Source organism: Micromonospora arida (genome assembly GCF_003857035.1).
In the GTDB taxonomy this organism is placed as follows: domain Bacteria; phylum Actinomycetota; class Actinomycetes; order Mycobacteriales; family Micromonosporaceae; genus Micromonospora; species Micromonospora arida.
Map to the genome: position 1 here is coordinate 1 of NZ_QGSY01000147.1, position 24,004 is coordinate 24,004.

The window sequence follows — 24,004 nt, forward strand, 5'->3', positions numbered from 1 at the left end:
GGGTTTAGGTGGGGGTGGTTAGGGCGGCGTTCAGCTCGTCGGGGGAGTTGAACTGCTCGGGTGGTAGGGCCTGGAGCATCTGCAACATCGCCGTGCTGGCCCCGTTCTCCTGACCCCAGCGGATCAGGTCCTCGCGGGAGACCGGGTAGTCGAGCCCGGCAAGGTACTCCTGCAACTGAACCCCGGTGACGGTCATGTCGGCCGGCTACCCGCTCGCGGTGGTCGTACACCGGCTTGGTTGGGGCCTACGACGGCCCGGCGGCCGGCGTGTCGGCCCGCGAGGCGCGCACGGTTTGCCGCAGCAGCGGCCGGGTAGCCGCTGGCATGCTGGTTCAGCGGCTCGGCGCGCCGAGCGATTTCGACCCGTTGCTGGAGCGCGTTCGGAACGCCAGGGTGGTGATGATCGGCGAATCCACCCACGGCAGTTACGACTACTACCGGTTGCGCGAGCAGCTCACCCGCCGGTTGATCGCGGAGTGCGGTTTCTCCTTCGTCGCCGTGGAGGGTGACTGGCCCGACTGCGACCGGGTGCACCGTTCGGTGACGGCCGCGCCGGGCGGCGCGCTCGAACCGCAGGTCGCACTCAACCAGTTTGAGCGATGGCCGACCTGGATGTGGGCCAATGCCGAGGTGGCCCGGTTCGCCAGCTGGCTGCGTGCCTGGAACGTGGAGCGGCCGGAGGAGCAACGGGCCGGATTCCACGGGCTCGACGTGTACAGCCTCTGGGAGTCGATGCAGGCGATCTTCGACTACCTGGGGGAGGAGGACCCGAAGTCGCTGGAGGCGGCGCAGGACGCGTACCGGTGTTTCGAGCCGTACGGCAAGAGGGTCGAGGAGTACGGCGCGGCCAGTCGGTTCGTCTCCGCCCGGTGCGAGGAGGAGGTCGTCCGGTTGCTCGCCCGGACCCGCGAACACGCCCTCTCCGACGGCCCGGACCGCTTCTCGGCCTGGCAGAACGCGGAGGTGGTGGCCGGCGCCGAGCGGTACTACCGGGCGATGGTGGCCGGCGGGCCGGACTCGTGGAACATCCGCGACACCCACATGCAGGACACCCTGGACCGGCTGCTGGACCGCTACGGTCCCAACGCCCGGGGCATCGTCTGGGCGCACAACACGCACGTCGGGGATGCGCGGGCCACCGACATGGCCGCCGACGGGATGATCAACATTGGTCAGTTGGCCCGGGAGCGGCACGGCGAGGACGCGGTGGCCCTGGTCGGCTTCGGCAGCTACCGGGGCACGGCGATCGCCGCGCCCCGCTGGGGTTCGCCGCCCGAGGCGATGGTGGTGCCGCCGGCCCGGGAGGGGTCGATCGAGCGGCGGCTGCACGAGCTGATGCCGGAGCGGGCGGTGCTGATCTTCGGCGGTGACGACCAGCCGGGCTGGGTCACCGAGACCGTGGACCACCGGGCGATCGGGGTGGTCTACGACCCGTCGTTCGAGTCCTGGGGCAACTACGTGCCGACGCGGCTCGGCGACCGGTACGACGCCTTCATCTGGTGTGACGACACCACCGCACTGCACCCGCTACCGGTCCCGGCTGCCCCCGGCGAGATGGAAACGTACCCGGCCGGGGTCTGACCCGGACCCGTTGCGTCGATCATGGAGTTGTGGTGCCCGACCGATGCCCCGGACCGGGGCACGGCAGACACCACAACTCCATGATCGACCGGGTGGGCGTCAGACCCTCGTGGGGGTCCGGTCGTCCAGGTGTTCGCGCAGGCCCTCGCCCTCGATGTCCACGTTGGGCAGGGCGCGGTTGAGCCAGCGGGGGAGCCACCAGGCGCGGTCGCCGAGCAGGGACATCACCGCCGGGACGATGGTCATCCGGACCACGAACGCGTCGATGGCCACGCCGATGGCGAGCGCGAAGCCCATCGACTTGATGATCGGGTCTTCGAGGAACACGAAGCCGCCGAAGACGGACATCATGATCAGCGCGGCGGCGGTGACCACCCGGGCACCGTGGCCCATGCCGCTGATCGTGGCCTCACGCGCGGTCTCGCCGTGCACGAAGTCCTCCCGCATCCGGGAGACCAGGAACACCTCGTAGTCCATGGCCAGGCCGAACAGGATGCCGATCAGCAGGATGGGCAGGAAGCTGACCAGCGGGGCCGGGGTGTCCAGACCGACCAGGTCGGCGAGGTGGCCCTGCTGGAAGATCGCCACCGTGATGCCGAACGTGGCGGCCACCGTGAGCAGGAAGCCCAGCGCCGCCTTGAGCGGCACCAACAGCGAGCGGAACACCAGCATCAGCAGCAGCACCGAGAGCCCGACGACCAGCAGCAGGTAGATCGGCAGCGCGTCGGAGAGCTTCTCCGAGACGTCGATCCCGATCGCGGTGGCGCCGGTGAGCAGCACCTCGGCGCCCTTGACCCCGCCGACCGCGTCGCGGACGTCGTGCACCAGGGTTTCGGTGGCCTCGTCGGTTGGGCCGGTCTTCGGCACCACGCCGAGCAGCGCGGTCCGACCGTCCGGGCTCAGCTGCGGCGGTGCCACGGCGAGGACGTTCTCGGTGCGCTGGATCATCGCGGTCACCTGCGGCACCGCGGCCGCGGTCGCCTGCGCGTCGTCGCCCGCCACGACCACCGCGAGCCGACCGGTGAAGCCCGGACCGAAGCCCTCGGTGGTCAGGTCGCTCGCCACCCGGGCCGGTGAGCCCTCGGTCGCCGTGCTGGCGTCCGGCAGGGCCAGCCGCATGTCCGGCGTGGGCAGCGCGAGCAGGCCCAGGCCGAGCAGCGAGACCAGGATGACCGGGACCCGGAAGCGGGTGACGAACCGTGCCCAGCGGAAGCCGAACCCGGAGCGATCCTCGACCGGCAGCGTCTCTTCGCCCACCGGCTCACCTGGCGCGGCGGAGTCGACCGTGGAGCGCAGCCGGCGCGGAAGCACCCGGTTGCCGGCGAAGCCGAGCAGCGCGGGCTGGAGGGTGATCGCCACGAGCACGGCGATGGTGACCGTACCGGCGGCGGCGAGACCCATCACGGTGAGGAATGGAATGTTCACCACGGCCAGGCCGGCGAGCGCGATGACCACGGTGGCGCCCGCGAAGACGACAGCCGAGCCGGCGGTGCCCACCGCCCGGCCGACCGCCTCCTCCGGGGACAGACCTTCGAGCAGGTTCTGTCGGTGCCGGGAGGTGATGAACAACGAGTAGTCGATGCCGACGGCGAGGCCGAGCATCAGCGCCAGGATCGGCGCGGTGCTGGTCAACTCGATGACACCGCTCAGCGCGAACAGACCGGCCATGCCGACGCCCACGCCGATCAGCGCGTTGAGCATGGTCATGCCGGCGGCGACCAGTGAACCGAACGTGATGATCAGGACGATCGCGGCGACCAGTACGCCGAGCGCCTCGGTGGAGCCGATCTCCGGCTCACCGCCCAGCACCTCGCCACCCGGGGCGACCTGCCAGCCCTTCGCCTCGGCGGCGGCGCCGACCTCCTCGTACGCGGTGCGCTGCTCGTCGGTCACCTCGTCGCCGCCGGTGGCGAACTGAACCTGGACCAGCGCGTACCGGCCATTGGGCGAGACCGCGCCGACCTGGAACGGGTTGACCGCGCCGACCACGCCGGGCAGTGTCGAGGCCTCCTGGACCAGCTCCTGCACCACGGCCTGGCCCTCGGGCGTGGCCAGTTGACCGTCTGCCGGCGCCTTGACCGCGATGGAGCCGGTGGCACCACTGGCCGCCGGGAACTGGTCGGCCAGCAGGTCGAGCGCGCGCTGGCTCTCGGTGCCGGGCATGGTGAAGTTGCTCGCCGTCGGGCCGCGCAGGGTCGCAGCGGCCAGGCCGGCAACGACGAGTACGACGAGCCAGAGCGCGACGACGAGCCGTCGCCGGCGCAGCGCGCCCCGGCCGAGCCGGTAGAGCAGGGTGGCCATCAGGAGTCCTTGTCCTCGGTCGTGGGTGGATGGGGCATGAGCGTGTCGACGGGTTCGACGGCCCGCCGGACGAGGGTGAGCAGGGCGGAGCGCAGGTCGTCGTCGGGAATGTCGACGAAATCGGCGCACGCCTCGGGAATGCCGGCCAGCAGCACCAGTGCCGTGATCCGGTCGACCGGCCGGTCGGAGTGGCCGGCCAATGCGGCTCGCAGGCGTTCGGAGATCTGCTGGATGTGTGCGAAGGCCGGCTGGCAGAGCAGCTCTGTGAACTCGCCGCGCAGCAGCGCGATCTCACCGCGGAACCGGACCGCGAGGTCGACGAAGCCGACGGCGGCTGCCTGCTGGGCGACCGCGCCGGTCAGCCCGGTGAGCTGATCGTCGAGGTCTTTCAGCACCGCGATCGCAGGGGCCATCAGCTCGGCGAGCAGGGCTTCCTTGTTGGCGAAGTGGTAGAGGACGGTCGCCTTGGAGCAGCCGACCTCGCGGGCGATGTCCTGGAGCGAGGTGCCCCGGTAACCGGTCACCGCGAACAACCGCGCCGCCGCGGCGAGGATCTCGTCGTGCGTCTCGGGTACTGCTCTGGCCATCACCGGTACACCTCCGCAAACCAGCATGCCTGACCGATCGGTCAGACCCTGACCGATCGGTCAGATGGAAGCGGTGGCGTTCACCACACCCCCGGCCGGTTTATCCGGCGTGCTGGGCGTCGTACCTGGTCCGCGCCTCGGCGATGGCCCGGCGGTGCCGCTCGGCCCAGCTGGTCAGCGCGACCAGCGACTCGTAGAGCTCCAGCGCCATCGGGGTGGCGGTGTATTCGACCTTGGGCGGGACGGTCGGGTAGACCGTGCGGTGCAGCAGACCGTCCCGTTCCAGGTTGCGCAGCGTCAGCGTGAGCATCCGGCGGCTGATGCCCTCGATGTGCCGTTCCAGTTCGGTGAAGCGCACCGGCCCGTGCGAGGCGGCCACGAGGATGCCGATGCTCCACTTGCCGCCGACCCGGTCGAGCACCTCGCGGACGGTGCACGCCCGGGCCTGGCCCGGGGTGAACGGCACGTTCTCGGCCGCGCAGGTCAGCTCGGCCTTGACCAGCGCGGACACATCGCTGTTCCTCTGGGACATCAAAGTGCCTCCTTCCGCTCCGGTTCATGGTCACAGACGATGACCTCGGTAACAAACCGTGCACCAAGGAGGGTTTCGTGGAGCGTGTCGTCCCATCCCGTTGGCCGGCGTTGCTGGTGCTCTGCGCCGGCAGCCTGATGATCATCCTGGATGGCACCGTCGTCGCGGTGGCACTGCCCGCCATCCAACGCGACCTGGGCTTCAGCGCCGCCGGCCTGGCCTGGGTGGTGAACGCCTACCTCGTCGCGTTCGGCGGGCTGCTGCTGCTCGCCGGCCGGCTCGGTGACCTGCTGGGCCGCCGCAGGGTCTTCCTGGCCGGCGTCGCGCTGTTCACGCTGGCCTCGCTGGCCTGCGCGGTCGCCACCGGGCCGGCCCTGCTGGTGGGCGCGCGGTTCGGGCAGGGCGTCGGTGGCGCGTTGGCCATGGCGGTCAGCCTCGGCATGATCGTCCGGCTCTACCCCGAAGCGGCCGAGCGGGCCCGCGCCATCGCCGTCTTCAGCTTCACCGGCGCGGCCGGTGCGTCGGTCGGCACAGTCGCCGGAGGGGTGCTGACCCAGGCCGCCGGGTGGCGGACGATCTTCCTGGTCAACGTGCCGATCGGGGCGGCCATCCTCATCGCTGCCGTCCGCCGGCTCCCGGCCGAACGGGGGATCGGCCTGCGCGCCGGCCTGGACCTGCCCGGCGCGCTGCTCGCCACCGCCGGTCTGATGGCCACCGTGTTGGGCATCGTCGGAACGGGAGAGCACGGCTGGACCAGCCCTCGGACGCTCGGCGCGATGGCCCTCGCGGCGCTGCTGCTCACCGGCTTCGCGCTGCGCCAACGTGTGGCGGCGGCCCCGCTGGTGCCGCCCCGGGTGCTGCGCGTCCCGGGTCTGGTGGCGGCGAACGCCGTGCAGTTCCTCATGGTCTGCGCGTACTTCGGGTTCCAGTTCCTGCTCGCCGTGGAGCTGCAACTGGTGCTGGGGTTGGACGCTGCCGCGACCGGCTGGGCCTTCCTGCCCACCCCGGTCGTGATCGCCGTGGTCTCGCTCGGCCTGGCCGGTCGGCTGATCGCCCGCTTCGGTGCCCGGATGGTCCTGCTGGTCGGGCTCGGCCTGGCGACCGTCGGCTTCCTCCTGCTCGCCCGGCTGCCCGCCGACGGCGCCTACGTCGTGGACGTGCTCCCCGCGATGTTGATCTTCGGGGTGGCCGGCGGTCTGACCCTGCCGGCGGTCACCACACTGGCCATGGCCGGCGCGACCGACACCGACGCCGGGCTCGCCTCCGGGCTGGCCAACACCACCCAACAGGTCGGCGGAGCGGTCGGCCTGGCCGCGCTGGCCACCCTGGCCGCCACCCGCAGCGACGGGCTGCGGGCCGCCGGCTGGGCCGAGACCGCAGCGCTCGCCGGCGGCTACCGGACCGCGTTCGCCGTGGCCGCCGGTCTGGTGGCCGCCGCGTGGCTGGTGGCGCTGACCACAGTGCCCCGACGCGCGGCCGGGCCGTCGGCGGCCACCGATCCGTCGGGCCCGGCCGGGGTGGGTGCCGGAACTGATCCGTACCGAAGCGCCGCGTCCAGTTGACCGACGGCAGCGAGGCCGGGAGGGTGGTCGGGTGAGCGAGGCTGACGAGACCCGGGACGGCGTGGCCCTGACCAACCTGGACCAGCCGCTGTCCGACCGCGACGACGCCACGAAGCGTGACCTGGTCGACTACCTCGACGCGGTCCGGGACCGGCTCCTCCCGCAGCTCCGGGGCCGACCCCTGTCGGTGATCAGGGTCCGCCCCGGCCAGCCGCCGTTCATGCAGAAGAACCTGCCCCGCTACACCCCGGACTGGGTCCGCCGGGCGCCGGTCTGGGCGGAGGCGTCGCACCGGGAAATCTCGTACGCCCTCTGCGACGACCGCCGCACCCTGCTCTGGTTCGCCAACCAGCGGGCGGTGGAGTACCACCCGACGCTGGCCACCGTGGCGGATCTGCACCGGCCGACCCACCTGATCCTCGACCTGGACCCGCCGGACGGCGACGGGTTCCGCGCGGCGGTCGACGCCGCCCTGCTGGTCCGTCAGGCGCTCGCCGACGCCGGCCTTACCGGCGCCGTCAAGACCAGCGGCGCCAAGGGCGTGCACGTCTTCGTCCCGGTGACCGACGAACCAACAGCCGAGGAGTTGGCCGCCGCCACCCGGGCGCTCGCCGTCCGCGCCGAGCGGCTCGACCCGGCGCTGGCCACCACGGCGTACATCAAGGAGGACCGGGGTGGCCGGGTCTTCGTGGACGCCACCCGGGCGGGCGGGGCGACCGTGGCCGCCGCGTACAGCCCTCGGCTGCGCCCGGGGATGCCGGTCTCGTTCCCGGTCGACTGGGCAGACCTGACCGAGGTGACCCCCGCCGACTTCACCATCCGGACCGCGCCCGCACTGCTCGCCGACGGCGACCCGTGGGCCGCGCTGATGCCGGCCCCGCAGTCGCTCCCCGCCGATCTGGTCGCCGAGGGCCGGACCATCCCGGTGGCCCGGGTGCAGGCCATGCACGAGGGGAAGCGCCGGGCCCGCGCCCGCCGCGAGGCCGGCTGACCGGCTCGTCGGCCCGGCCCGTGCTCGCCCCCGGCTCGAGACCCCGCTCGCGCCCGGCGGGCGGCCGATTGTCGGTGGGTTGTGGCACGATTTCGCAGGTGAGTAGCAGAGCCGACGCGACCCAGCGACTGGCCGACCTGGCGCGGCTGCGCCGGGTCCGCGACCGGATCGACCGGGAGTACGCGTCTCCGTTGGACGTGGAGGCGCTCGCCCGTGGCGCGCACATGTCGGCCGGGCACCTCAGCCGTGAGTTCCGGCTCGCCTATGGCGAATCTCCGTACAGCTACCTGATGACCCGACGGATCGAGCGGGCGATGGCCCTGTTGCGCCGTGGCGACCTGAGCGTCACCGACGTCTGTTTCGCTGTCGGTTGTTCGTCGTTGGGCACCTTCAGCACCCGCTTCACCGAGCTGGTCGGTGTGCCGCCCAGCGTCTACCGGCGGCAGGCGGCGCAGGCGACGGCGGGGATGCCGTCGTGCGTGGCGAAACAGGTGACAAGACCGGTCAGGAATCGAGAAGCGCGGGCCACCGAGCCGCAACTAGCGTGACCAGCATGGACATCACCATTCACTCCAGTTTCCTTCCGCACACCGATCCGGAGGCCTCGCTGGTCTTCTACCGCGACATCCTCGGCTTCGAGGTCCGCCTCGACGTCGGGTACGAGGGGATGCGGTGGATCACGGTCGGGCCGCCCGGCCAGCCCAGCACCGCCATCGTCCTGCACCCGCCGGCCGCCAACCCCGGCATCACCGACGACGAGCGGCAGACCATCCTTGAGCTGATGGCCAAGGGCAGCTATTTCGGCGTCAACCTGGCCACCACCGACCTCGACGCCACCTTCGCCAAGATCGAGGCCAGCGACGCCGAGGTCGTCCAGGAGCCGACCGAGCAGCCGTACGGCGTGCGCGACTGTGCCTTCCGGGACCCCGCCGGCAACATGATCCGCATCCAGGAAGTGCGCTGAGTCCTGCGCGCCCGACAGATGGAGACACGATGAGCACGGCAACCCAGCCGTCCGCGCCGCACGTCGCCGACAGCCACGACCTGATCCGGGTGCAGGGCGCGCGGGTGAACAACCTCAAGGACGTCAGCGTCGAGATCCCGAAGCGGCGACTGACGGTGTTCACCGGTGTCTCCGGCTCCGGCAAGAGCTCGCTGGTGTTCGGCACCATCGCGGCCGAGTCGCAGCGGATGATCAACGAGACCTACAGCGCCTTCGTGCAGGGCTTCATGCCGACGTTGGCGCGGCCCGAGGTCGACCTGCTGGATGGCCTGACCACGGCGATCATCGTGGACCAGGAGCGGATGGGTGCCAACTCCCGCTCCACCGTCGGCACCGCCACCGACGCCAACGCGATGCTGCGCATCCTGTTCAGCCGGCTCGGGCAGCCGCACATCGGCTCGCCCAACGCCTACTCCTTCAATGTCCCCTCGGTGAAGGCGACCGGGGCGATCACCGTCGATCGTGGTGCCGGCAAGACGAAGACCGAGAAGGCGACCTTCAACCGTCTCGGCGGCATGTGCCCACGGTGCGAGGGCATGGGTGCGGTGACCGACATCGACCTGTCGGCGCTCTACGACGACAACCTCTCGCTCAACGAGGGCGCGATCACCATCCCGGGTTACAGCATGGAGGGCTGGTACGGCCGGATCTTCCGTGGCTGCGGCTACTTCGACCCGGACAAGCCGATCGCCAAGTTCAACAAGCGGGAGCTGCACGACCTGCTCCACCGGGAGCCGACCAAGATCAAAATCGACGGGATCAACCTCACGTACGCGGGCCTGATCCCGTCGATCCAGAAGTCCTTCCTCGCCAAGGACATCGACGCGTTGCAGCCGCACATCCGCGCCTTCGTGGAGCGCGCGGTGACCTTCACGACCTGCCCCGAGTGTGCCGGCACCCGGCTCAGCAAGGAGGCCCGGTCGTCGAAGATCAAGGGTAAGAACATCGCCGACGCGTGCGCGATGCAGATCAGCGACCTGGCCGCCTGGGTGCGTGGGATCGAAGAGCCGTCGGTGGCCCCGTTGCTGGCCGGCCTGCAACACCTCCTCGACTCGTTCGAGGAGATCGGCCTGGGTTACCTGTCCCTCGATCGACCGTCGGGCACCCTTTCCGGCGGTGAGGCGCAGCGCACCAAGATGATCCGCCACCTCGGCTCCTCGCTCACCGACGTCACCTACGTCTTCGACGAGCCGACGATCGGGCTGCACCCGCACGACATCCAACGGATGAACGAGCTGTTGCTCCAGCTACGCGACAAGGGCAACACAGTGCTGGTCGTGGAGCACAAGCCGGAGGCCATCGCCATCGCCGACCACGTCGTCGACCTCGGGCCCGGCGCGGGCACGGAGGGCGGGGCCGTCTGCTACGAGGGCACCGTGGAAGGTCTGCGGGCCAGTGGCACCATCACCGGCCGCCACCTCGACGACCGGGCGGCCCTCAAGGAGACGGTGCGGACGCCCACCGGCAAGCTGGAGATCCGGGGCGCCACGGCCAACAACCTCCAGGACGTGAACGTCGACGTACCCCTCGGGGTGCTCGTCGTCGTGACCGGCGTCGCCGGCTCCGGCAAGAGTTCGCTCGTGCACTCCTCGATTCCGGCCGGCGCGGGCGTGGTCTCGATCGACCAGGGCGCGATCCGCGGCTCACGGCGCAGCAACCCGGCCACGTACACCGGGTTGCTCGACCCGATCCGCAAGGCGTTCGCGAAGGCCAACGGGGTGAAGCCGGCGCTGTTCAGCGCCAACTCCGAGGGTGCCTGCCCGAGCTGCAACGGCGCCGGCGTCATCTACACCGACCTGGGAATGATGGCGGGCGTCGCCGCCCCCTGCGAGGACTGCGAGGGCAAGCGGTTCCAGGCATCGGTGCTGGAATACCGCTTCGGCGGTCGCGACATCAGCGAGGTGCTCGCGATGTCGGTGACGGAGGCCGAGAAGTTCTTCGGCGCCGGCGAGGCGCGTACGCCGGCGGCGCACGCCATCCTCGACCGGCTCGCCGACGTCGGGCTCGGCTACCTGAGCCTGGGGCAGCCGCTCACGACTCTCTCCGGCGGGGAGCGGCAACGGCTCAAGCTGGCCACCCACATGGCTGACAAGGGTGGCGTCTACGTGCTCGACGAGCCGACCACCGGCCTGCACCTGGCCGACGTGGAGCAACTGCTCGGCCTGCTCGACCGCCTGGTCGACGCCGGCAAGTCGGTGATCGTCATCGAGCACCACCAGGCGGTCATGGCGCACGCCGACTGGATCATCGATATCGGCCCCGGCGCCGGCCACGACGGTGGCCGGATCGTCTTCGAGGGCACACCTGCGGCCCTCGTCGCCGCCCGCTCCACCCTCACCGGCGAGCACTTGGCGGCGTACGTCGGCAGGTGAGCCCGTGGACGGCGATCAGCGCTCCGCTCGGCGTGGCCGGCTGATGGGGGCGCTGAGCATTCCGGTGATGGCGTCGACGAGGAAGTCGCCGACCTCGGGCCATCGGGGGTCTTCTCCGTTGCGTTCGGCGAGTGCCTCGACCTCGGCTGTCGCGGTGCTGACGATGCGGGTGATCAGGCGCGCCCGACCGGCGACCACGTCCGGGTCGAGGTGCCGTAGGCGCGCGGCCAGTGAGGCCCGCAGCTGTAGTGCCTGTGGCGTGGTGTCCTGGGCTTCCCGCATGAACGGCTCAGTGGCGGGGTTGTGCAGCACGTGATCGAGGAACCGGGCCCGCCAGCTCGGGCGCGGTAGCTGGTCGAGGACGCGCATGCTCGGTGCCACGAGACCGCGTATGTCGCCGAGGACGGAGTCCTCGGTTGGGGGCATGCCGGCGCGCACTTGCGCCACGTCGTGCACGTGGCGGGCCATCAGCGCCTTGAGCAGGCCCTCGCGCCCGCCGAAGTAGTAGCGCACCGCTGAGTGGTTGGTGTTGCCGGCCGCTTCGGCCACCCTGCGGTCGGAGACCTCGGCGACTCCCGACTCGGCGAACAGCCGCTCCGCCGCGTCGAGCAGCGCGGTGCGGGCCGCCTCGGACCGCCTCATGACCGGCCCCCTCGTGTCCTCGCCCGGATGTGACTCAGGTCAACCTAGCCGGATTCCCGCTCCCGGCATCCGCCGCCTACAGTTTGTAAGTCAGTTGGCGTACAAATATGAGCTGGAGCGTGCATGGATACCGAAGCCGTGATCGAGGCTGCCGACGTGGTGGACGGCCGCCCGCCCGGCGCGGACCGCAAGGAACAGATCATCCGAATGGTCGCCCTGTTCGTGATGCCGTTCCTCATGGTCACGATGATGTTCGCGACCTACATGTCGACCATGCACTCACCGCACCCCCGGGACATGCCGGTAGCGGTCGTCGGCAGCGGCGCCACGGCGCAGGCCCTCGTCGACGGGCTCAACTCGGGCGACAGCACCGAGGCCACGCTGGTGACCACCCGCGACGACGCCGTCGACCTGCTGCACGACCAGGAAGTCGCCGGTGCGCTCGTCCTACCCACCGACGGCAGCGCCAACGCGACCATCCTCACCGCCTCGGCGGCCGGAGCCTCGCAGAACGCCACCGTTCAGCAGTTGCTCGCGCCCGTGGTCTTCCAGAACAGCTTGCAGGCCACCACCGAGGACGTCGCACCGCTACCCGCGGGTGACTCGGCCGGCATCGCGGTCCTGTTCGCGGCGATGGGCATGATGCTGGCCGGTTACGTGCCACTGAGCATCATGGTGATGGGCGTCCCCCACCTGCTGCGGCTGCGACGGTTCCTGCCCGTGCTGGCCGGCTGGTCCGCGCTCACCAGCTCGATCATCTGGCTCATCCTCGGGCCCGTCGTGGGCGCCGTCGACGGCCACTACCTCACCTTCCTCGGCGTCGGCATGCTCGCCACCGCGGCCGTCGGCCTGGCCCAGCTGCTGCTCTCCAAGCTGATCGGGCCCCTCGCGGTGCTGCCCGGCATGCTGCTCTGGGTCGTGTTCGGCATGCCCGCGTCGAACCTGGCCCTGTCCGTGCACAACATGCCCGGGTTCTTCCAGTTCCTGCATGGCGTGCTGCCGCTCCCGGCGGCCGGTGAGGCGCTGCGCTCGGTCCTGTACTTCGACGGCAACGGTCTGAGCACCCACCTGATCGTCCTGGCTGTGTGGATCGTGGCCGCCCTCGCGCTCTGCCTCCTCAAGGAGCGCAGCGCGAGCGGGAACATGATCCCCGGCGTCCCGCCGATCACCGACCCCGACTCGAAGGCCCCCGCTCTGGCCGGCGGGCCGCCGCGCTCCAAGCGATTCCGGTACGTGGCCGCGGCGGGCTTTCCGCTGACCATCCTCGTGGTCGTCGTGGGTGCCATGGGGTTCTCCATGCACAAACCGCAACCGCACGACATCCCGGTCGTCGTGGTCGCCGCCGCCCCTGGGCAGGCTCAGCAGACCGCTGCCGGTCTCAACGCGCAGCTCGACGGCATCCTCGACGTCACCGTCGCCGACACGGTTGCCGAAGCCACCGAGCAGATCCAGTCCCGCGACGTGGTGGCCGCCTTCGTCCTGCCGTCCGCACCGGACACTCCGGCGACGCTGTACTCGGCGTCCGCCGCCAACGCCAGCCAACAGTCCGCGATCCGCGCGATCTTCCAGCCGATCACCGCGGCCCAGGGCCTCCCGCTGACGCTCACCGACGTGCAACCCCTGAGCGAGACCGACACCGGCGGCAGCAACAGCATGTACGTCGGCATGTCCTGGATCATGGCCGGGTTCCTGTTCCTGGCCGTCCTGCGCGGCGGTGCCCCGCACGTGCGCCGCCTGCGCCAGTTCCTGCCGCTGCTGGGCGGCTGGGCGATCGGCATGTCCGTCTGGCTGTGGTTCCTCTTCGACGTCCTCATCGGCGCGATCAGCGGCAACGCCCTGGAGACGATCGCCTACGGCGCCCTGACCATCTTCTCGGTCTCCCTCGCCACCGGAGTGCTCACCCGTACCGTCGGCCTGGCGGGCATCATCCCGATGATGGTGGTGCTGATGATGGCCGGCGTACCCGCCTCCGGCGGTGGCATGTCGGTGTACCTGGTCCCCGAGGTGTTCCGCCCCCTCCAGGACGTGCTGCCGTTGCCCGCGGCGGTCGACATCGCCCGATCGCTGCGGTACTTCGACGGCGTCGGCGTCGGGCAGAATCTGCTGGTCATCGCCATCTGGGGCGCCGTCGGGCTCGTCTTGAACCTCGTGATCGACCAGTGGCTCAAACGCCGCGAGCGCCGCTCGGACTCCGGCGGCCCGGACGCGGGTACGACACCCGGGACGGACCTGAGGTTGGTGCCGGCCGAGGCGCACTGAGCGGCACCGCAGCCCACCGCCGATCCCTCGTGATCGGCGGTGGGCTGTTCCTTCTGGTCAGGCAGGCTTGTACTCGACGGCGACGTCGAGCACCCAGGTGACGCCGAACGGGTCGGTGAGCATGCCGTAGAGGGGAGCCCAGCCGGCGGGCGCCAGGTCGACCAGGACGGTCGAGCCCTCGCTCAGCTTCTTCCAGTAGCCGGTGATCTCGTCTGCGTCGCTGCCCCGGACCGAGACGAAGAACGGGCTCTCGCCCTGGCTCCACGGCCGCGCCGACGGCACGTCGTACGCCATGATCTGGAAGCCCTCGGCGGACGTGACCTGACCCCACATGACCTGGTCGGCCTCGTCCGGGCTCTGCACGTTGTGGGCGTCGGCGTAGGTCACCGCGGCGAGGTCCCCGCCGAAGACGGACCGGTAGAAATCGAGGGCGGCCCGCGCGTTGCCCCGAAGGTTGATGTGCGCGACGGTGTTGATGCTCATTGCTGCTCCTCGTGTGACGTGACCGGTGGCTGGTGCCCCGGGTGCAGCGCCGACGATGGCAGGGGTAGCGGTCAGGTTGTGTCCGCTACCTGGGGCAGACTCGGATGAATGGCCACGACCTCCGCGAGACTGCTGTCGCTGCTCTCGCTCCTCCAGGCCCGACGTGACTGGCCGGGCGGCCTCCTGGCCGAGAGGTTGGACGTGAGCCCGCGAACGGTGCGACGCGACGTCGACCGGCTGCGCGAACTCGGCTACCCGATCAGCGCCTTCAAGGGGCCGGACGGCGGGTACCGGCTCGACGCCGGTGCCCAACTGCCACCGCTGCTGTTCGACGACGATCAAGCCGTGGCCATCGCCGTCGCACTCCAGGTGGCAGCCCTCTCCGGGGCGGACATCCAGGAGGGCGCGGCGCGAGCGCTGAACACCATGCGGCAGGTCATGCCCAGCCGACTGCGGCACCGCATCGACGCTCTCCGGGTCACCGCCGTCGGACAACCCACCACCGGGCCGGACTCCCCGGTCGACCCCACCGTGCTGACAGCCATCGGCGCGGTCGTCCACGCCCACGAGGTTCTGCGCTTCGACTACGCCTCGACGAGCGCCGCCACCCACGCGACGCCGCGCCGCGTGGAGCCCCACCACCTCGTCACCTGGAAGGGGCTCTGGTATCTCGTCGCCTGGGACCTCGACCGGGACGACTGGCGAACCTTCCGTTGTGACCGGGTCAGCCCGCGTACCCCGACCGGACCACGCTTCACCCCACGACAACCACCCATGGGAGACGTGGCCACGTACGTCACGGGCCGCTTCCGAGGTTCCACCGACAGCTCAGCGTGGCCCTGCGTGGGTGAGGTCATCCTCGACCTTCCCGCCAGCGTCGTCGCCGCGTACACCCGCGACGGGCTCGTCGAGGAACTCGGCCCGGACCGCTGCAGGCTCGTACAGGGCTCCTGGTCCTGGGTCGGCCTCGCAGCCGCGCTCGGCAGGTTCGACGCGGACATCGAGGTGATCAGTCCGGTCGAGCTCAAGGCCGCCTTCGCGGGACTCGCCCGCCGCTACGCCGACGCGGCCGGAAACACAAAACCGGGCGCGTGGAGGCTGTATCCCCCTGCACCCGGCAGTGTCGTGTGAAACTTTTCCTGGTGCCCCCGGCAGGATTCGAACCTGCGCCCCCGCCTCCGGAGGGCGGTGCTCTATCCCCTGAGCTACGGGGGCTCAGCGACTGGAGAAGACTAGCAAACCTCCTCCGTGTACGCCGAATCGGTATCGGGTGAGCCGATCGTGTCGGTAACCGGCCCACCCGGTGCTCAGGCCGCCGCGATCGCCCGCCCGCAACTGGGCAGCGGGTGCAGGACGATTCGCCGAGGGAGCCGGCGCGGCCATTCGTTGCGCGGCCAGGAGCCGTCCACGATCAGGTGGACGGTGCGCTGCTCCTCGCCGCTGAGCCGCAGCACGAAGTCGCGGGGGAGCGGCGGGTCCACCGTCGGTGTGGTGATCATGAAGCGCACCCGACCGCGGGACGAGACAGCGGAGATCACGTCGGCGGCCGGCATGGTGCCGCGCAGCCGGACCCGGCCGATCCAGTAGACCTCCGCGAGGTGCTCCTGGGCGGCCCGGGTGATCCCCGGGTACTCGCTGCGGACCCAACGCTCGACCGCGCTGACGCAGAGCCCGCAGGCCCGCTCGCGCGGCTCCCGCGGACCCAACCCCCAGGCCCGCAGGTACGCCCCGACCGCGCCAGTGTCCAGCGGCAGCTCGAAGCGCCGCTGGATGAGCGTGGTGAGGCTCTGCCGCGTCCACAACTCCTCGTCCAGGCCGAACTCGTCGGGATGGACGCCCCGCAGCGTGTCGATCAACTCGAGTTCCTGTTCGCGGCTGAGCATTCCCGGCTCGCCCTGCCGCTGTCCGCGACGGACGGCTGCCACCGCCCCGTCACCGCCAATGGTGTGGCGTCGGCACCAGCTGGTGACCGAACGCCGTGCGTCTCTGAGTGCAACCCCCACGTCTTGGGCAACGAGCCCGAATCGCAACTGGTCACGATATGTGGGGAGAAAACTCTCTAAGCAACGTAATCGCCCGTGCCTCGCGATTGCCCTACAACGGACAAACAAGGGCACTAAGGGCGCGAGCCAACAGGCCGGCCCTTGATCGACTCGGGTTCCTGGAAGTCGGGGTGTCCCGCCCCTGTCGACACCCCAGTTTCCTGAAACCCGAGTCGATCATGGGCGGTGCCGGGCGCGGGCGGGGGTGGGCATGGGCATGGGCGCCGGGCGTGGGCCGATCATGGTCGGGGTGGTACGAGCACGGGCCGATCATGGTCGGGGTGGTACGAGCACGGGCCGATCATGGTCGGGGTGGTACGAGCACTGGCCCGCGCCCCGCCATCGTGTGGCGGTGACGCGGGCCCGGTGTGCCCGTGGGTTGGTCAGCCCTTGGCCTGCGCCTGGAGCTGCCGGAGGTTGTTCAGTTCCGTCTGCTGGGTGGCCTTCATGGTGTTCGCCACCCGCAGCACCTCGTCGTTGTCGGTCTCGCCGAGGGCCGCGTCGATCATGTGGATGCCGCCCAGGTGGTGGTCGTACATCAGGGTCAGGAACTGCCGGTCGACCTCGATGCCCTGAGCGTTGCGCAGGGCGGTCATCTGTTGCGGCGTGGCCATGCCCGGCATCAGGCCGTCCTTGACGGTGGCCCCGTCGGACATCCACGACATCGGCGGCTTCGACCCGGTCGGGCTGAGGCCCCATTCGCGCAGCCAGGTCTGCATCGCGCCGATCTCGCCCTGCTGCCCGGTGGCGATGTCGACGGCGATCTGCCGCACCTCTGGGAGAGTCGCCGACCGGTACGCGATCAGGCTCATCTCCACCGCCTGCGCGTGGTGGGTCGTCATGTCCCGGGCGAAGCCCGCCTCGACCGAGGCGTCACCGGGTCGGGTGATCCGTGGGGTGAGCAGACCGCCCGCGTACCCGAGGAGGAGACCCACCACCAGCATGATGGCGAGCGCCAGCACGCCGTAGCGCGATGCCGGGGCCCGGCCGCCCTCGTCCGGGGCGGCCGGGGTCTCGTCGTACTCGCTGTCGGTGGTTGCCGGAGCGGTCATTGCCGTCCTTACTGGGTGGGCTGCTGCTGGAGCTCACGCGGCGTGGTGCCGGTGGCGGTGATACCCGTGTTGCAGAGCGCCGTCGGGCCCTCGACGGAGGCGTTCACCCGCAGGTCCTTGATGAAAGCGTCGATCCGCGAGTCGTCGGCGTTGTCGACCTTGAGCTGGTAGCCCCAGGCCTGCAGCGAGATCGGCTTGTCCAGGCCCTCGTACGGGCTCATCAGCATCTTCTCGACGCCGCGCACCTTGCCGGCGAGCTTGTCAACCTGGTCCTGGGGCAGATCGGGGCGGTAGGTGATCCACACCGCGCCGTGCTCCAGGCTGTGCACCGCGTGCTCGCTGGCGATCGGGGCGTCGTACACGTCGCCCATGCAGTTCTGCCAGGCGGCGTTGTGCGCCCCACCCACCGGCGGCGAGTAGTTCCAGGTCAGCGGGCCCGACTTGTGCGACTCGTACTTCAGGCTGTCCGGGTCGGACTTGCGGATGTTGGCGATGCCGTCGATGGCGTTGGCCCGCTTGTCCCACGGCTTGGCGCCCTGGAACGACGCCCAGGCGCCGTACCCGATGATGCCGGCCGCGAGCACGCCCACCGCGACGAAGAGCGCGATCGGACCCCAGGCGCGGCCCTGGCTCACCTTGACCGGGGTGACCGGCTTGCGCGGGCCCTTTCCACCGGCCCGGGGGGAGCCTGCCGGCTTGCCCGTCGGCTTGCCGGAACCGGCCTTGGCGCCGGACGCCGGCCGGCCCGCGGCCGGCTTCTTGCCGGTGCTGACCACGGTCGGGCGGCGCTCAGGGCCACCTGGGGTGCTGATGCTCATCGTGCCTCGTCAAGTCGGTCGGTCAGGGGAGTGGCGGGCCGGATGACGCGCAGGGGAGCCGCCGAGTGCCCGAGTCTACCCCCGATAACATGGCAGGGTGACTCCTGCAGAACTAGCCTCGGTCGTCCTTGCCGCCGCCCACGCCGTCTTCGAGCAGCGTGGGCTCGACCGCGGCGCGTTGCCGGCGAGCACTGTGGTGGAGCGACCGCGCAACCCCGAGCACGGCGACTACGCCTCGACGCTCGCGCTGCAGTTGAGCAAGAAGGTGGGCGTCCCGCCCCGGGAGCTGGCGACCGCCCTGGCCGACGAGCTGGGCCGGGCACCAGGGGTCAAATCGGTGGAAATCGCCGGGCCGGGCTTCCTGAACATCCGACTCGACGCTGCGGCGGCCGGTCAGCTCGCGCGGGTGATCGTCGAGGCCGGCGCGGAGTACGGCCGCAGCGACCGGCTCGCCGGCGAGAAGATCAACCTGGAGTTCGTCTCGGCCAACCCGACCGGGCCGGTGCACATCGGCGGGGTCCGCTGGGCGGCCGTCGGTGACGCGCTGAGCCGGCTGCTGCGGGCCACCGGTGCCGACGTCGGCACGGAGTACTACTTCAACGACGCCGGGTCGCAGATCGACCGGTTCGCCAGGTCGCTGCTCGCCGCTTCCAAGGGTGAGCCGGCGCCGGAGGACGGCTACGGCGGGGCGTACATCGCCGAGATCGCCACCGAGGTGCAGGCCCGCCGCCCGGAGGTGCGCTCGCTCGACGACGACGCCGCCCAGGAGGTCTTCCGGGTCGAGGGTGTCGCGCTGATGTTCGACGAGATCCGCTCCTCGCTGCGTGACTTCGGGGTGGAGTTCGACACCTACTTCAACGAGAAGGATCTGCACGACCGGGGTGAGTTGGATCTCGCGTTGAACCGGCTGCGCCAGCAGGGGCACCTCTACGAGTCCGAGGGTGCCACCTGGCTGCGCACCACCGACTTCGGCGACGACAAGGACCGGGTGCTGCGCAAGTCCAACGGCGAGTGGACGTACTTCGCCGCGGACTGCGCCTACTACCTGGACAAGCGCGAGCGCGGCTTCGAGCGGGTCGTGATCATGCTGGGAGCCGACCACCACGGCTACATCGGCCGGATGAAGGCGATGGCTGCCTGCTTCGGTGACGACCCGGAGCGCAACCTGGAGATCCTCATCGGGCAGCTGGTCAACCTGCTGCGCGACGGCGCCCCGATGCGGATGAGCAAGCGGGCCGGCACGGTGATCACCCTGGAGGACCTGGTCGAGGCGATCGGCGTGGACGCCTCCCGGTATGCGTTGGCCCGCTACTCCAGCGACTCCCCGATCGACATCGACATCGAGCTGTGGACCCGGGCGACCCGCGACAACCCGGTCTACTACGTGCAGTACGTGGCGGCCCGGACGGCGGGCGTGGCCCGCAACGCCGCCGAGGTGGGGCTGGTCCCGGGCGACGGGGACGCGTTCCGTCCCGAGTTGCTCGACCACGAGAAGGAGAACGAGCTGCTCAAGGCGCTCGCCGAGTTCCCCGCTGTGGTGGCCACGGCCGCGGAGCTGCGGGAGCCGCACCGGGTGGCCCGTTACCTGGAGGAGAGCGTCGCCGCCTCCTACCACCGGTTCTACGACAACTGCCGGGTGCTGCCGCTGGGCGACGAGGAGGTCACCGACCTGCACCGTGCCCGGCTGTGGCTCAACAACGCCACCCGCACGGTGATCGCCAACGGCCTGCACCTGCTCGGCGTCTCCGCTCCCGAGAGGATGTGACATGCGGGCTCATGAGGCTGGTGCCCTGCACGCGGACATCAGCAAGCAGGGGCCGGCCTGGCTGCGTACCCCGGAGGACGTCAACGCCCTGATGCCGGCGCTGTGGCCGCGCAGCGTGACGCGGGGGGCCGACGGCGCGGTCGCCGTCGCGGGCCTGAGCGTCCGCGACATCGCGGCCGAGTTCGGCACCCCGGTGTACGTCTTGGACGAGGCCGACCTGCGCTCGCGCTGCCGCGACTTCCGGGCGGCCTTCCCGACCGAGGACATCTTCTACGCGGGCAAGGCGTTCCTCTGCCGGGCGGTGGTCAAAATGATCGCCGAGGAGGGCCTGCACCTGGACGTCTGCACCGGAGGGGAGCTGGCCACCGCGTTGTCGGCCGGGATGCCGCCGGAGCGGATCGGCTTCCACGGCAACAACAAGTCGGTCGCCGAGCTGGGCCGGGCGCTGGACACCGGGGTGGGCCGGATCATCGTCGACTCGTTCACCGAGATCGACCGGCTCACCGCGCTGGCCCGCGAGCGCGGGGTCCGGCCCCGGGTGCTGGTCCGGGTCACGGTGGGCGTCGAGGCGCACACCCACGAGTTCATCGCCACCGCCCACGAGGACCAGAAGTTCGGCTTCTCGCTGGCCGGCGGTGCCGCCGCGAACGCCGCCTTCAAGATCCTCGACGAGGACGTGCTGGAGCTGCGCGGTCTGCACTCGCACATCGGCTCGCAGATCTTCGACGCCAGTGGCTTCGAGGTCTCGGCCCGTCGGGTGCTCGCCCTCCAGGCGCAGATCCGTGACGCGCGCGGGGTGGAGCTGCCCGAGTTGGACCTGGGCGGCGGCTTCGGCATCGCGTACACCACCCAGGACGACCCGGCGACACCGCAGGATCTGGCCAAGCGGCTTCGCAAGATCGTCGACTCGGAGTGCGCGGCGGAGAACCTGGCCGTGCCGCACCTGTCGATCGAGCCGGGCCGGGCCATCGTCGGGCCGGCCGTGTTCACCCTCTACGAGGTCGGCACGGTCAAGGACCTCGACGGCCTCCGGACGTACGTCAGCGTCGACGGCGGGATGAGCGACAACATCCGCACCGCCCTGTACGACGCGTCCTACTCGGCGACGCTGGCCTCGCGGGCCTCGACCGCGCAGCCGTTGCTCGCCCGCGTGGTGGGAAAGCACTGTGAGTCCGGGGACATCGTGGTGAAGGATGAATTCCTGCCCGCCGACGTGCAGGCCGGAGATCTTGTCGCGGTGCCCGGCACCGGTGCCTACTGCCGGAGCATGGCCAGCAACTACAACCACGTGCCCCGGCCACCGGTGGTCGCGGTACGCGACGGCCAGGCGCGCCTGATCGTCCGGCGGGAAACCGAAGAGGACCTGCTCGCTTTGGATGTGGGATGACGTCACCTGTGCGCTTGGCGCTGCTCGGCTGCGGCACTGTCGGCCAGGAGGTGGTCCGGCTGCTGCACGAGCAGTCGGCCGACCTCACCGCGCGGATCGGCGCTCCGCTGGAGATCGCCGGCATCGCCGTCCGTCGGCTCGGCCGCGACCGGGGTGACCTGCCGGTTGACGAGGACCTGTTCACCACCGACGCGCTCGGCCTGATCAAGCGCGACGACGTGGACGTGGTGATCGAGGTCATCGGTGGCATCGAGCCGGCCCGCAGTTGGCTGGTCGAGGCGCTGCGCGCCGGTAAGAGCGTGGTCACCGCCAACAAGGCGTTGCTCGCCGAGGACGGCGTGGCCCTGCACGAGGCGGCGGCCGAGGGCGGCGGCGACCTCTACTACGAGGCGTCAGTGGCCGGGGCCATCCCGCTGCTGCGCCCGTTACGGGAGTCGCTGCACGGCGATCGGATCAACCGGGTCACCGGCATCGTCAACGGCACCACCAACTTCATCCTCTCCGCGATGGACGCGACCGGCGCCGGCTTCGCCGAGGCCCTCGAAGAGGCCACCGCCCTGGGGTACGCGGAGGCCGACCCGACCGCCGACGTGGAGGGCTTCGACGCGGCGGCGAAGGCGGCGATCCTCGCCTCGCTGGCGTTCCACACCCGGGTCGGCGCGGCCGACGTGCACCGCGAGGGCATCACCGAGGTGACCGCCGCGGACATGGCCAGCGCCCAGGCGATGGGCTGCACGATCAAACTGCTCTGCATCGCGGCCCGGGGTGTCGACCCCACCGGCCGGGAAACGGTCAGCGTCCGGGTGCACCCGGCGATGATCCCGCGCAGCCACCCGCTGGCCAGCGTCGGGGACGCGTTCAACGCGGTCTTCGTGGAGGCGGACGCGGCCGGACAGTTGATGTTCTACGGTCGGGGCGCCGGTGGCGCGCCCACCGCCAGCGCGGTGCTCGGTGACGTGGTCGCGGTGTCCCGCAACCGGCTCGCCGGGGTGCGCGCGGCCAGCGAGAGCGCGTACGCGGACCTCGCGGTCCGGCCGATGGGTGAGGCGTTGACCCGCTACCACGTGAGCCTCGACGTGGCCGACCGCCCGGGTGTGCTCGCCTCGGTGGCGAGTGTGTTCGCCCGGCACGACGTGTCGATCGCGACAGTGCGGCAGGGTTCGGCGGGCGGGCCAGCGGGCCGCGACGGCGACGCCGAGCTGGTCATCGTCACGCATGTGGCACCGGACGCCGCGCTCGCCGCGACCGTCGGTGAGCTGCGCGGTCTGGACATTGTCCGGTCGGTGACGAGCGTGCTGCGGGTCGAGGGCGACGCCTGAGTCGTTGCATCATCGACGGGACGGCTCGCGCGTCCCGCCAGGTGGGTAAGCCGGGGTGTGCCATTGACCACTTCAGCAGGCTGGTCCAAGGTGGCCCTGACAATCGGGTGGGCGCGGCGGTAGAGGCGAGGAGAGCGACATGTGGCGGGGTCTGATCGAGGCGTACCGGGATCGGCTGCCGGTCACCGCGGCCACGCCGGTCGTCACGCTGCACGAGGGCAACACCCCGCTGTTGCCGGCGCCGGTGCTGTCCGCCCGGCTCGGTTGCGACGTGCACCTCAAGGTTGAGGGCGCCAACCCGACCGGCTCCTTCAAGGACCGGGGGATGACCCTCGCGGTGTCCAAGGCGGTCGAGGCCGGCAACAAGGCCATCATCTGCGCCTCCACCGGCAACACCAGCGCCTCCGCCGCGGCGTACGCGGCCCGGGCCGGGTTGACCTGCGCCGTGCTGGTGCCGCAGGGCAAGATCGCGCTGGGCAAGCTGGCCCAGGCGCTGGTGCACGGCGCGAAGCTGCTCCAGGTGAACGGCAACTTCGACGACTGCCTCGCGACGGCCGCCAAGCTCGCCCAGGACTACCCGGTCGCGTTGGTCAACTCGGTCAACATCGACCGGCTGCACGGCCAGAAGACCGCCGCCTTCGAGATCGTCGAGGCGCTCGGTGACGCGCCCGACATCCACTGCCTGCCGGTCGGCAACGCCGGCAACATCTCCGCGTACTGGATGGGATACGCGGAGGAGTTGGCCGCCGGCGCCACCACCCGCACCCCGAAGATGTACGGCTTCCAGGCCGCCGGGGCGGCCCCGATCGTGACCGGCCAGGTGGTGCCGGAGCCGTCGACCATCGCCACCGCGATCCGGATCGGCAACCCGGCGAGCTGGACCAAGGCGTTGGATGCCCGGGACGCCTCCGGTGGCCTGATCGCGTCGGTGACCGACCGGGAGATTCTCTCCGCGTACCGTCTGCTCGCCCGTGAGGTGGGGGTCTTCGTCGAGCTGGGCAGCGCGGCCAGCGTGGCCGGCCTGTTGCAGCAGGCCGCGGCGGGCGCGGTGCCGCCCGGTTCCACTGTGGTCTGCACGGTGACCGGCCACGGGCTGAAGGACCCGGAATGGGCGATCTCCACCGCGCCGGCGCCGGTGACCATCGCGAACGACCCGCTGGCCGCGGCGCGCGCCCTCGACCTGGCCTGAGCGCGCCGCCGTCCGGGTGGTGATCGACGGCGGGTAGCTGGACGGCGCGACGGCCACGGGGGCGGCGGGGGTCGGGGTATGCGAGTCCGGCACACTTTCGGGTATCCCCGCCCGCATTC

Annotated in this window: 21 protein-coding genes and 1 tRNA gene; 12 read left to right on the top strand and 10 right to left on the bottom strand. The window is 70.8% G+C overall.

Translation table 11 applies throughout. From position 1 onward, the window contains the following. Positions 1-4: 4 nt before the first annotated feature. Positions 5-196, bottom strand: coding sequence for a DUF2795 domain-containing protein (locus DLJ58_RS09895; protein WP_124855029.1), 192 nt, complete (start codon positions 194-196; stop codon positions 5-7). Between the two features lie 128 nt (positions 197-324). Here DLJ58_RS09895 and DLJ58_RS09900 point away from each other — a divergent pair, with 128 nt between their 5' ends. Then, entirely contained in the window at positions 325-1,581 is a 1,257-nt protein-coding gene (locus tag DLJ58_RS09900; protein ID WP_124855031.1) for an erythromycin esterase family protein, read from the top strand. A gap of 99 nt (positions 1,582-1,680) precedes the next feature. Here DLJ58_RS09900 and DLJ58_RS09905 read toward each other — a convergent pair whose 3' ends face one another. The 3 genes from DLJ58_RS09905 to DLJ58_RS09915 all read right to left on the bottom strand — a co-directional run bounded on the left by DLJ58_RS09905 (position 1,681) and on the right by DLJ58_RS09915 (position 5,004). Further along, positions 1,681-3,882, bottom strand: a complete 2,202-nt coding sequence (locus tag DLJ58_RS09905) for an MMPL family transporter (protein WP_124855033.1) — start codon at positions 3,880-3,882, stop codon at positions 1,681-1,683. Continuing rightward, complete coding sequence (locus tag DLJ58_RS09910) at positions 3,882-4,469, bottom strand: TetR/AcrR family transcriptional regulator (RefSeq protein WP_124855035.1); 588 nt, start codon at positions 4,467-4,469, stop codon at positions 3,882-3,884. The genes DLJ58_RS09905 and DLJ58_RS09910 overlap by 1 nt, the downstream gene beginning before the upstream one ends. 100 nt (positions 4,470-4,569) lie before the next feature. Continuing rightward, positions 4,570-5,004: a winged helix-turn-helix transcriptional regulator gene (locus DLJ58_RS09915; RefSeq protein ID WP_244218864.1), complete on the bottom strand. Its 435-nt coding sequence runs from the start codon at positions 5,002-5,004 to the stop codon at positions 4,570-4,572. 74 nt (positions 5,005-5,078) lie between these two features. On the opposite strand from DLJ58_RS09915, the gene DLJ58_RS09920 reads away from it, so the two are divergent. The 5 genes from DLJ58_RS09920 (at position 5,079) to DLJ58_RS09940 (ending at position 10,929) form a co-directional block, all read left to right on the top strand. Next, entirely contained in the window at positions 5,079-6,563 is a 1,485-nt protein-coding gene (locus DLJ58_RS09920) for an MFS transporter (protein WP_244218865.1), read from the top strand. 31 nt (positions 6,564-6,594) lie between these two features. Beyond that, a complete protein-coding gene (locus DLJ58_RS09925; RefSeq protein ID WP_124855048.1) occupies positions 6,595-7,554 on the top strand; it encodes a DNA polymerase domain-containing protein in 960 nt (319 codons plus the stop codon). A 98-nt stretch (positions 7,555-7,652) separates the two neighbouring features. Next, entirely contained in the window at positions 7,653-8,102 is a 450-nt protein-coding gene (locus DLJ58_RS09930; protein WP_124855050.1) for a helix-turn-helix transcriptional regulator, read from the top strand. Positions 8,103-8,107: 5 nt separating this feature from the next. Continuing rightward, positions 8,108-8,518, top strand: a complete 411-nt coding sequence (locus DLJ58_RS09935; protein ID WP_208740974.1) for a VOC family protein — start codon at positions 8,108-8,110, stop codon at positions 8,516-8,518. Positions 8,519-8,547: 29 nt separating this feature from the next. Further along, positions 8,548-10,929, top strand: coding sequence for an ATP-binding cassette domain-containing protein (locus DLJ58_RS09940; RefSeq protein WP_124855054.1), 2,382 nt, complete (start codon positions 8,548-8,550; stop codon positions 10,927-10,929). Between the two features lie 15 nt (positions 10,930-10,944). On the opposite strand, the gene DLJ58_RS09945 is transcribed toward DLJ58_RS09940, so the two are convergent. Then, the gene (locus DLJ58_RS09945) at positions 10,945-11,571 is read right to left on the bottom strand and encodes a TetR/AcrR family transcriptional regulator (RefSeq protein WP_124855056.1); all 627 of its coding nucleotides are present in this window, start codon (positions 11,569-11,571) and stop codon (positions 10,945-10,947) included. 123 nt (positions 11,572-11,694) lie between these two features. On the opposite strand from DLJ58_RS09945, the gene DLJ58_RS09950 reads away from it, so the two are divergent. Continuing rightward, positions 11,695-13,830 (top strand): ABC transporter permease, encoded by a 2,136-nt coding sequence (locus DLJ58_RS09950; RefSeq protein ID WP_244218866.1) that lies wholly within the window; start codon positions 11,695-11,697, stop codon positions 13,828-13,830. A gap of 57 nt (positions 13,831-13,887) precedes the next feature. Here the strand turns inward: DLJ58_RS09950 and DLJ58_RS09955 are convergent, their stop codons facing one another. Then, entirely contained in the window at positions 13,888-14,313 is a 426-nt protein-coding gene (locus DLJ58_RS09955; RefSeq protein ID WP_124855058.1) for a VOC family protein, read from the bottom strand. Positions 14,314-14,421: 108 nt separating this feature from the next. On the opposite strand from DLJ58_RS09955, the gene DLJ58_RS09960 reads away from it, so the two are divergent. Then, the gene (locus tag DLJ58_RS09960; RefSeq protein WP_124855060.1) at positions 14,422-15,444 is read left to right on the top strand and encodes a helix-turn-helix transcriptional regulator; all 1,023 of its coding nucleotides are present in this window, start codon (positions 14,422-14,424) and stop codon (positions 15,442-15,444) included. A 9-nt stretch (positions 15,445-15,453) separates the two neighbouring features. Here the strand turns inward: DLJ58_RS09960 and DLJ58_RS09965 are convergent. From DLJ58_RS09965 to DLJ58_RS09985, 4 genes are all read right to left on the bottom strand, one after another. Further along, a tRNA-Arg gene (locus tag DLJ58_RS09965) sits at positions 15,454-15,528 on the bottom strand. Positions 15,529-15,620: 92 nt separating this feature from the next. Beyond that, a complete protein-coding gene (locus DLJ58_RS09970; RefSeq protein WP_091405941.1) occupies positions 15,621-16,316 on the bottom strand; it encodes a winged helix-turn-helix domain-containing protein in 696 nt (231 codons plus the stop codon). 422 nt (positions 16,317-16,738) lie between these two features. Next, complete coding sequence (locus DLJ58_RS09980) at positions 16,739-17,407, bottom strand: DUF305 domain-containing protein (RefSeq protein WP_124855062.1); 669 nt, start codon at positions 17,405-17,407, stop codon at positions 16,739-16,741. An 8-nt stretch (positions 17,408-17,415) separates the two neighbouring features. After that, complete coding sequence (locus DLJ58_RS09985; RefSeq protein WP_124855064.1) at positions 17,416-18,225, bottom strand: DUF3105 domain-containing protein; 810 nt, start codon at positions 18,223-18,225, stop codon at positions 17,416-17,418. A gap of 97 nt (positions 18,226-18,322) precedes the next feature. Here DLJ58_RS09985 and argS point away from each other — a divergent pair, with 97 nt between their 5' ends. The 4 genes from argS to thrC all read left to right on the top strand — a co-directional run bounded on the left by argS (position 18,323) and on the right by thrC (position 23,885). After that, positions 18,323-19,990 carry an arginine--tRNA ligase gene (gene argS, locus DLJ58_RS09990; RefSeq protein WP_124855066.1) on the top strand — a complete coding sequence of 556 codons (1,668 nt, stop codon included), beginning with the start codon at positions 18,323-18,325 and terminating at the stop codon, positions 19,988-19,990. Position 19,991: 1 nt separating this feature from the next. Further along, on the top strand, positions 19,992-21,377 hold the full coding sequence (gene lysA / locus DLJ58_RS09995) for a diaminopimelate decarboxylase (RefSeq protein ID WP_124855068.1): 1,386 nt from the start codon (positions 19,992-19,994) through the stop codon (positions 21,375-21,377). 8 nt (positions 21,378-21,385) lie between these two features. Further along, positions 21,386-22,696: a homoserine dehydrogenase gene (locus DLJ58_RS10000; RefSeq protein WP_208740978.1), complete on the top strand. Its 1,311-nt coding sequence runs from the start codon at positions 21,386-21,388 to the stop codon at positions 22,694-22,696. Between the two features lie 139 nt (positions 22,697-22,835). Then, a complete protein-coding gene (gene thrC / locus DLJ58_RS10005; protein WP_112625875.1) occupies positions 22,836-23,885 on the top strand; it encodes a threonine synthase in 1,050 nt (349 codons plus the stop codon). Positions 23,886-24,004 lie beyond the last annotated feature (119 nt).